At 43.6% G+C, this 8,096-nt stretch carries 9 protein-coding genes; all 9 read left to right on the forward strand.

The window, feature by feature from the left end:
* Positions 1 to 87: 87 nt before the first annotated feature.
* The 9 genes from fsa (at position 88) to ABES03_RS05490 (ending at position 8,043) form a co-directional block, all read left to right on the forward strand.
* Positions 88 to 738, forward strand: a complete 651-nt coding sequence (gene fsa, locus ABES03_RS05450; RefSeq protein ID WP_430115852.1) for a fructose-6-phosphate aldolase — start codon at positions 88 to 90, stop codon at positions 736 to 738.
* A 270-nt stretch (positions 739 to 1,008) separates the two neighbouring features.
* A complete protein-coding gene (locus tag ABES03_RS05455) occupies positions 1,009 to 2,295 on the forward strand; it encodes a UDP-N-acetylglucosamine 1-carboxyvinyltransferase (RefSeq protein WP_430115855.1) in 1,287 nt (428 codons plus the stop codon).
* Between the two features lie 91 nt (positions 2,296 to 2,386).
* The gene (gene glpX / locus ABES03_RS05460; RefSeq protein ID WP_335544445.1) at positions 2,387 to 3,349 is read left to right on the forward strand and encodes a class II fructose-bisphosphatase; all 963 of its coding nucleotides are present in this window, start codon (positions 2,387 to 2,389) and stop codon (positions 3,347 to 3,349) included.
* Positions 3,350 to 3,611: 262 nt separating this feature from the next.
* Entirely contained in the window at positions 3,612 to 4,877 is a 1,266-nt protein-coding gene (gene rho, locus ABES03_RS05465; protein ID WP_430115857.1) for a transcription termination factor Rho, read from the forward strand.
* Positions 4,878 to 5,256: 379 nt separating this feature from the next.
* Positions 5,257 to 5,463 carry a 50S ribosomal protein L31 gene (rpmE, locus tag ABES03_RS05470; RefSeq protein WP_413305202.1) on the forward strand — a complete coding sequence of 69 codons (207 nt, stop codon included), beginning with the start codon at positions 5,257 to 5,259 and terminating at the stop codon, positions 5,461 to 5,463.
* A gap of 220 nt (positions 5,464 to 5,683) precedes the next feature.
* On the forward strand, positions 5,684 to 6,301 hold the full coding sequence (locus ABES03_RS05475) for a thymidine kinase (protein ID WP_308081801.1): 618 nt from the start codon (positions 5,684 to 5,686) through the stop codon (positions 6,299 to 6,301).
* Between the two features lie 139 nt (positions 6,302 to 6,440).
* Positions 6,441 to 6,818 carry a FixH family protein gene (locus tag ABES03_RS05480; protein WP_430115859.1) on the forward strand — a complete coding sequence of 126 codons (378 nt, stop codon included), beginning with the start codon at positions 6,441 to 6,443 and terminating at the stop codon, positions 6,816 to 6,818.
* Between the two features lie 75 nt (positions 6,819 to 6,893).
* Positions 6,894 to 7,481: a hypothetical protein gene (locus tag ABES03_RS05485; RefSeq protein ID WP_430115862.1), complete on the forward strand. Its 588-nt coding sequence runs from the start codon at positions 6,894 to 6,896 to the stop codon at positions 7,479 to 7,481.
* A 94-nt stretch (positions 7,482 to 7,575) separates the two neighbouring features.
* Complete coding sequence (locus tag ABES03_RS05490) at positions 7,576 to 8,043, forward strand: GNAT family N-acetyltransferase (RefSeq protein ID WP_430115865.1); 468 nt, start codon at positions 7,576 to 7,578, stop codon at positions 8,041 to 8,043.
* Positions 8,044 to 8,096 lie beyond the last annotated feature (53 nt).

Genomic DNA, 8,096 nt, shown 5'->3' on the forward strand with positions numbered 1-8,096 from the left:
GATAAAATTAAACCGCCCTTCCTATGAGGGCGGTTTCAGTGTGTTAAGTGAAAACTGAAAATTTAGTCGAAAATTGGAGGTTATACCATGAAATTTTTTATCGATACTGCGAACTTAGAAGAAATCCGTGAAGCACATGAACTTGGATTATTAGCAGGAGTAACAACAAATCCATCCCTTGTGGCCAAAGAGAAAGGCGTTTCCTTCCATGACCGTTTACGTGAAATCACCGCTTTAGTTTCTGGATCCGTTAGTGCAGAAGTCATTGCACTTGATGCAGAAGGCATGATTAAAGAAGGAAGAGAACTTGCGGCGATTGCTCCAAATATTACTGTTAAAGTTCCGATGACTCCGGATGGCTTAAAAGCGGTCAATGCTTTTACAAAAGAAGGAATCAAAACGAACGTTACCCTCATCTTTAATGCAAACCAGGCATTGCTTGCTGCGCGTGCAGGTGCAACATATGTATCCCCATTCCTTGGAAGATTAGATGATATCGGTCAAAACGGATTAGATTTAATCTCAACAATTGCAGAAATTTTTGCCGTTCATGGTATTGAATCAGAAATTATTGCTGCTTCGATCCGTAATCCCATTCATGTGACAGAAGCTGCGTTACGAGGCGCGCATATTGCGACCATTCCTTACAATGTATTAATGGGATTAACAAAACATCCTCTAACAGATAAAGGAATTGAAGCATTCCTTAAAGACTGGAATTCTCGTACGGAAGCCTAATTTACCGCAGTTTTTCCATTTTTGAGCAAATTTTTTTAATATGCATACATGAAAATAGGATTTTCGTGTAAACTAAAGATAGACAAGCTGTCGGAATTTGGCTTTTAGTGTTGGAAAAATATACCTAAAGCCTGGTGGGATGGTTCGTGGTGAGGATCTTATACCCCGAAAGGTAAGCGCATTCTTATGAAAGAATTTTCTCACAACGTATACCAGCCGTCATCGCTGGATCATTCTATGTGATACATAGGGCTTAGAAGGGAGTCAAAAATGGAAAAACTTAAAATTGCGGGCGGATATCCGTTAAAAGGAACAGTTCGAATCAGCGGAGCAAAAAATAGTGCGGTTGCTTTAATTCCTGCAACGATCTTAGCTGAATCACCTGTTACGATTGAAGGCTTGCCAGATATTTCGGATGTGGAGATTTTGAAGGATCTGCTTGAGGAAATTGGCGGGAAGGTTCAGATCAACGAGGATGAAATGACGGTCGACCCTTCAATGATGATTTCGATGCCACTGCCAAACGGCAAGGTGAAAAAGCTTCGTGCATCCTATTATTTAATGGGGGCGATGCTCGGACGTTTTAAAAAGGCGGTTATTGGACTGCCAGGCGGCTGCCATCTAGGTCCAAGACCCATTGATCAGCATATTAAAGGATTTGAGGCGTTAGGTGCACAGATTACCAACGAGCAAGGGGCGATTTATCTTCGCGCCGATGAGCTTCGTGGTGCCCGCATCTATTTAGACGTGGTCAGTGTGGGGGCGACAATCAATATTATGTTGGCTGCGGTACGAGCTAAAGGACGGACGATCATTGAGAATGCCGCGAAAGAGCCGGAAATCATTGATGTAGCCACGCTTTTAACAAACATGGGTGCAAAAATAAAAGGTGCAGGAACCGACGTTATCCGCATTGATGGGGTGGACACCCTACACGGCTGCCGACATACGATTATTCCTGACCGGATTGAAGCAGGCACGTATATGATTCTAGGTGCAGCAGTTGGCGAAGGTGTGGTCATTGATAATGTGATTCCACAACATTTAGAATCGCTGATTGCTAAGCTTCGTGAAATGGGTGTGCACGTAGAATCCGGCGATGACCAAGTGTTTGTCGATGGAGGAAATAATCTGAAGGCGGTTGATATTAAAACACTCGTGTATCCGGGATTCCCAACCGACCTGCAGCAACCATTTACGACTCTTTTAACAAAAGCTACGGGATCAAGCGTCGTGACCGATACCATTTACGGTGCACGTTTTAAGCATATTGATGAATTAAGACGAATGAACGCCAATATTAAGGTGGAAGGGCGCTCCGCAATCATTAATGGCCCTATTCAGCTTCAAGGAGCGAAAGTGAAGGCAAGTGACCTTCGCGCAGGAGCGGCACTTGTCATCGCCGGTCTTTTAGCTGAAGGAATTACGGAAGTGACTGGACTCGAGCATATTGACCGGGGTTACAGTAATCTGGTTGAAAAATTAAACGGGCTTGGTGCGACCGTATGGCGTGAAGCATTAACGAAAGAAGAAGTCGAGCAACTGAAAAACACATAAAAAGGGAAGCGACGTTTCATGTCGTGACTGTAGCTGTTCGAGAGAAAATCTTCAGAGATAAAACAAACGAAAACATGGGAGATGGGAATCGATGGAAAGAAGTTTAACGATGGAGCTTGTCCGCGTTACAGAGGGAGCTGCCCTTGCTTCAGCACGATGGATGGGCCGCGGGAAAAAAGACGAGGCAGATGGTGCTGCGACAACAGCCATGCGTGATGTTTTTGACACGGTTCCAATGAAAGGTACCGTTGTGATTGGTGAAGGGGAAATGGATGAAGCCCCAATGCTTTATATCGGGGAAAAACTTGGTACAGGCTATGGTCCGCGTGTGGATGTCGCTGTTGATCCACTTGAAGGAACGAATATTTTAGCATCAGGCGGCTGGAATGCTCTTGCCGTTTTAGCGGTAGCTGACAATGGCAACCTTCTTCATGCCCCAGATATGTATATGGAAAAAATCGCTGTCGGTCCGGAAGCTGTTGGCTTGGTTGACATTAATGCTTCTGTTTTAGATAACCTAAAGGCTGTAGCAAAAGCGAAAAATAAGGATATTGAAGACGTAGTAGCAACGGTTTTAAACCGTCCGCGTCATGAACATATTATTGCCCAGCTTCGTGAAGCAGGTGCGAGAATTAAGTTGATCAATGATGGTGATGTCGCAGGTGCGATTAATACAGCGTTTGATAATACGGGCGTAGATATTTTGTTTGGATCCGGTGGAGCGCCTGAAGGTGTTATTGCAGCGGTAGCCTTGAAATGTCTTGGTGGTGAAATCATGGGTAAGCTATTGCCACAAAATGATGCAGAGCTTGAGCGCTGTATCAAAATGGGATTAGACGTAAACCGTGTTCTTCGTATGGAAGACCTTGTTAAGGGTGACGATGCAATTTTTGCAGCAACCGGTGTTACTGATGGAGAATTATTACGAGGCGTTCAATTCAAGGGCTCATACGGCTCTACTCACTCTGTCGTCATGCGTGCAAAATCAGGCACAGTCCGCTTCATCGAAGGCCGTCACAGCCTGAAAAAGAAACCAAATCTAGTAATTAAATAACATATTTTAAGGGTGTCAGGCACCATTTTCTATTGGTGTCAGGCACCCTACAATTTCTTTGAAAAATTTAGTTGATTAATTTTTTAATCACAGGGTAAAATAGTAATTGTTTTTATTATCTTTAATTTCTGCAATTCTATTCATTTCCATTCTACTTCAATCATCAATTCCTCTAATCTCTTAATTATTATCTTACAGGAAGATCTCCCGCTAACGAAAAAGAAGCGGATTTGATGGAAAAATTCAAAAGTGTGGTGTACTAATGGACTTAACAATTTCAAGTTTAGAAAACATGAAGCTGAAGGAACTTTACGAGCTTGCTCGCGAATATAAAGTAACTTACTACAGCAAATTAACAAAAAAAGAATTAATCTTTGCGATCCTGAAATCTCGTGCGGAACAACAGGGTTATTTTTTCATGGAAGGCGTTCTCGAAATTATCCAATCAGAAGGATTCGGATTCTTACGCCCGATCAATTACTCGCCAAGCTCAGAGGATATTTATATTTCAGCATCCCAAATCCGCCGTTTTGACCTACGGAACGGGGACAAGGTCTCTGGTAAGGTCCGTCCTCCTAAGGAAAATGAACGTTATTACGGCTTGCTACACGTAGAAGCGGTGAACGGGGAAGACCCAGAATCTGCGAAGGAACGCGTCTACTTCCCGGCATTAACACCTCTCTATCCAAACAGACAAATGAAGCTGGAAACAACTCCAAAGCATCTTTCTACACGGATTATGGATGTGGTGGCACCGGTCGGTTTTGGACAAAGGGGATTAATCGTTGCTCCGCCGAAAGCGGGTAAAACGATGCTGTTAAAAGAAATCGCCAACAGCATTACGACGAATCATCCGGATGTTGAACTGATTGTTCTGTTAATCGATGAGCGTCCAGAAGAGGTAACCGACATCGAACGTTCAGTTGCGGGGGATGTAGTCAGCTCGACGTTTGACGAAGTGCCTGAAAATCATATTAAGGTCGCTGAGCTCGTGCTTGACCGTGCCATGCGTTTAGTGGAGCATAAGCGCGATGTCGTGATTCTAATGGATAGCATTACGCGTCTGGCTCGTGCCTACAACCTGGTCATTCCGCCAAGCGGACGTACGCTTTCTGGTGGTATTGATCCTGCGGCTTTCCACCGTCCGAAGCGTTTCTTTGGTGCGGCCCGTAACATTGAAGAGGGCGGAAGCTTGACGATTCTTGCTACGGCTCTTGTGGACACAGGTTCACGTATGGACGATGTTATTTATGAAGAGTTCAAAGGGACAGGTAATATGGAGCTTCACCTTGACCGCAGTCTGGCTGAACGCCGTATTTTCCCTGCACTTGATATTCGTCGTTCTGGAACGCGTAAGGAAGAATTGCTGATTCCGAAAGATCATTTAGATAAACTATGGGCGATCAGAAAATCCATGTCTGATTCACAAGACTTCGCAGAGCGTTTCTTGAAAAAACTACGCCAAACAAAGTCCAACGAAGAATTTTTCGCCCAGCTTGGGGAAGAGCTAAAAACAAGACGGTCGTAGATAAGTGACCCATTGGGACAAGTAAACCCTGTTGATTGGAGTGGAAGGCACGAAGATCCTCGAAAATGCTATCGCATTTCCTTCGTGCGGTGTAGATTCGATGAAGCTTATTCAATGTCCTGTGGGAGTATGGTTCAGGGGAGACCCCGCAGGCGCTTGCGCCGAGGAGGCTCGCCGAAACACCCACGGAAAGCGAAGTGCCTGGAACGTAAATCAAAACAGGCCTTTTTCAAAAAAGCCAGCAAATCCCAACTTGCAAAAAAAGGGTACCCTTGTTATAATGGGTGCAGTGTGTTTTTAGTAAATGAGTGCATGTTGAAAGACAAGCACTTGATATAACTCTGTTTCGAAAGATTCAGGGCGGAAGGAGATGAAAAGAATGAAAGCAGGAATTCATCCAAATTATAAAACAGTAACGGTGACATGCGCATGTGGTAACACATTCGAAACTGGTTCTGTTAAAAATGAGATCCGTGTTGAAACTTGTTCAGAATGTCATCCATTCTATACTGGTCGTCAAAAATTCGCTGAAGCTGGCGGACGTGTTGACCGTTTCAACAAAAAATACGGCCTTAAGCAAAAATAATCGCTCAAAAACAGGCAAGAGAAAGTTGGCTTGCCTGTTTTTTTTTGAAAAAAATAATAAAAACCACTTTCCATTGGCTGGTTAGTTCAGCTGATATAGGGTAAAGTGATACTAATGAGATACGACAGAGTACTGTTTAAATATAGATAGGCGATACATAGGAAAGTTGGACAAGTATCGTTAAAAAAAGGGTTCGTTTTATAGGAAGGAGATGCCGTTTATGTATTTAATGAAGCAAACCGGATGGGTTGAGGTTATCTGCGGCAGTATGTTTTCTGGAAAGTCAGAGGAATTGATTCGTCGCGTGAGACGGGCTCAATTCGCGAAGCAAAAGATCGCTGTGTTTAAGCCAAAAATTGATAATCGCTACAGTGAACAATCTGTAGTCTCCCATAATGGCTCTTCTTTTCATGCGAAGCCAATTTCCCATTCTATAGAGATTCTTCATCATGTGGAAGCAGATATGGATATTATTGCGATTGATGAAGTGCAGTTTTTTGACGAAGGCATTGTTCGGGTGGTTCAGCAGTTAGCAGATAGCGGCCACCGCGTCGTTTGTGCGGGTCTTGATATGGATTTCCGCGGCGAGCCGTTCGCGCAAATGCCTGCGTTAATGGCGATTGCCGAGACGGTAACGAAGCTTCAGGCTGTTTGCACGGTTTGTGGTTCACCATCTAGCCGTACACAGCGCTTGATTGACGGGCGTCCGGCATCCTATCATGACCCGGTAATCTTGGTTGGCGCTTCCGAGGCATATGAGCCACGCTGCCGTCACCATCACGAAGTACCAAAAACAGCTTCTTATCGTTCGGTGTTACAAGAAGAAGCAACAAACTAGTGGGGACAGTCCCCCGCTGCTTTAAAGCACTGGGGGACTGTCCCCAAAATAAGAGTTCAGGATGAGGTCCTGGCTCTTTTTTGCGTTAAAATGGGGATAGTATAGTAACAAGATTTTTCACTAGAAAGGAAGTGGTAGGATGAAAAAATTTGCATTTCTGTTAGTTTGGTTCTTATTGGTTTTGATGGCCGGCTGCAGCTCAAATGATTTTAAAATAGAGCTCCTGACACCTAAATCGTTTACACCTGAACAGCCTTCTACCATTCAAATTAAAGTCCTGGACAGTGAGGGGAAGCCGGTAACTGGTGCAAAGGTTAGTACGGATTTAAATATGCATATGATGAGTCATGGTGATATTTCCATGAAGGATATGAAGGAAACGTCGAAAGGTGTATATACGGGAAATGCTACCTTCGAGATGGAAGGCGACTATACGGCCACCATCCAAATCGATGACCACGGTAAAAAGTGGACAGGAGAAAAAAGATTCTCCATTGTTTCTAACCAAACAAAGTAGATAAAGCTTTGGAAGGAATTCACAACGCAACTTCACCTTCTAGACGGGCATGATAGTAGTAATGGGAGGTGTAAGATGCTGAAAAAGTGGATGTTTCTTTCTGTCACAACGTTATTTTTAATAAGTGGATGTCAGAGTAACCGCGGGGCGAATGAAGAGGCCTATAATTTGAAGAAAGACCGCTCTGCACCAAACTTTATGTCCAGCACCCGTAACAATGCGGATGATCCGGATACTTTCGATGATATGTCCACACGAAACCGGGACATTGTGGATAATATGAGCAACAGCAGCAACGACAAAAATCACCCTGACAATATGTCTGACCGCGGCAAAAACAAGCGGCATTTAGTGGAAGATGATATCACGAACCAAAATCCAAATTTCCTTGACCTAAAAAGGACGGGGAGTGGCTCGGAAGCTGGTGGCGGAAAAAATACGGGTAATGACACATACAAGGCTAAGCAAGTGATTACTAAGACAAATGAATTTGTCACAGATTCTGTTTGGATTAATGGCGATCGTATGTGGGTGTCTGTTTACAAAAAAGGCATGCTTTCTGATAAAGAAAGAATGGACGCACAAGCACGTCTTCACCGCAAGCTTGTACAAGCCCTACCGCGGTACAATATCGAAGTTCGCGTAAAAGAAGACCGAAGATAACATGCTCTGACCCCAGGGCATGTTTTTTATTTGTATTTTTTTCCTTTATTTGATAAAATTAGAACAAATGTTCCTTTGGAGAGGAGATTTTCGGATGCAGCTCTATTTTTATGATGCAGGTTTTAAACAAGATATTGAACAATATCAAATAACAGATGATCAATTGCGTTTTACAGGGAAGCCCTTAGATTGTATCCAGCTTTCCCAAGAGGATGTGGACCGCTATTCCATCTTAGCTATGGAAGATGATCAGCTGGTAACTTATTTTGATTTACATAAAAATGAGGGTGTGAAACCATACTCTGATAATAAGAATGCGATATTAATTAGAGCTTTTTCAACCGATTCCCGTCACCTTGGAAAAGGCTACGCCACAAAAGCACTCATGCTTTTACCTGGTTTTGTGAAGGAACACTTTAAGGAAATCAATGAGCTTGTATTAGCGGTGAATCTGAAAAACGAAGCCGCACAAGGACTATATAAAAAGTGCGGATACGTGGATGAAGGCGTCAGAAGGATGGGACCAAAGGGAGAACTTATTGTTATGAGCTATTATCTCTAAGGGGATTTTTGGGCATCCTGTTGATTGGAGCGAAAGGAGCGAAGACTCCTGTG

Source organism: Neobacillus rhizosphaerae (assembly GCF_050477885.1).
Lineage (GTDB): Bacteria > Bacillota > Bacilli > Bacillales > Cytobacillaceae > Neobacillus > Neobacillus rhizosphaerae_A.

Coding starts and splice junctions, on each gene's coding strand:
- fsa (WP_430115852.1), top strand. CDS start 88: ATGAAATTTTTTATCGATACTGCGAACTTAGAAGAAATCCGTGAAGCA.
- ABES03_RS05455 (WP_430115855.1), top strand. CDS start 1,009: ATGGAAAAACTTAAAATTGCGGGCGGATATCCGTTAAAAGGAACAGTT.
- glpX (WP_335544445.1), top strand. CDS start 2,387: ATGGAAAGAAGTTTAACGATGGAGCTTGTCCGCGTTACAGAGGGAGCT.
- rho (WP_430115857.1), top strand. CDS start 3,612: ATGGACTTAACAATTTCAAGTTTAGAAAACATGAAGCTGAAGGAACTT.
- rpmE (WP_413305202.1), top strand. CDS start 5,257: ATGAAAGCAGGAATTCATCCAAATTATAAAACAGTAACGGTGACATGC.
- ABES03_RS05475 (WP_308081801.1), top strand. CDS start 5,684: ATGTATTTAATGAAGCAAACCGGATGGGTTGAGGTTATCTGCGGCAGT.
- ABES03_RS05480 (WP_430115859.1), top strand. CDS start 6,441: ATGAAAAAATTTGCATTTCTGTTAGTTTGGTTCTTATTGGTTTTGATG.
- ABES03_RS05485 (WP_430115862.1), top strand. CDS start 6,894: ATGCTGAAAAAGTGGATGTTTCTTTCTGTCACAACGTTATTTTTAATA.
- ABES03_RS05490 (WP_430115865.1), top strand. CDS start 7,576: ATGCAGCTCTATTTTTATGATGCAGGTTTTAAACAAGATATTGAACAA.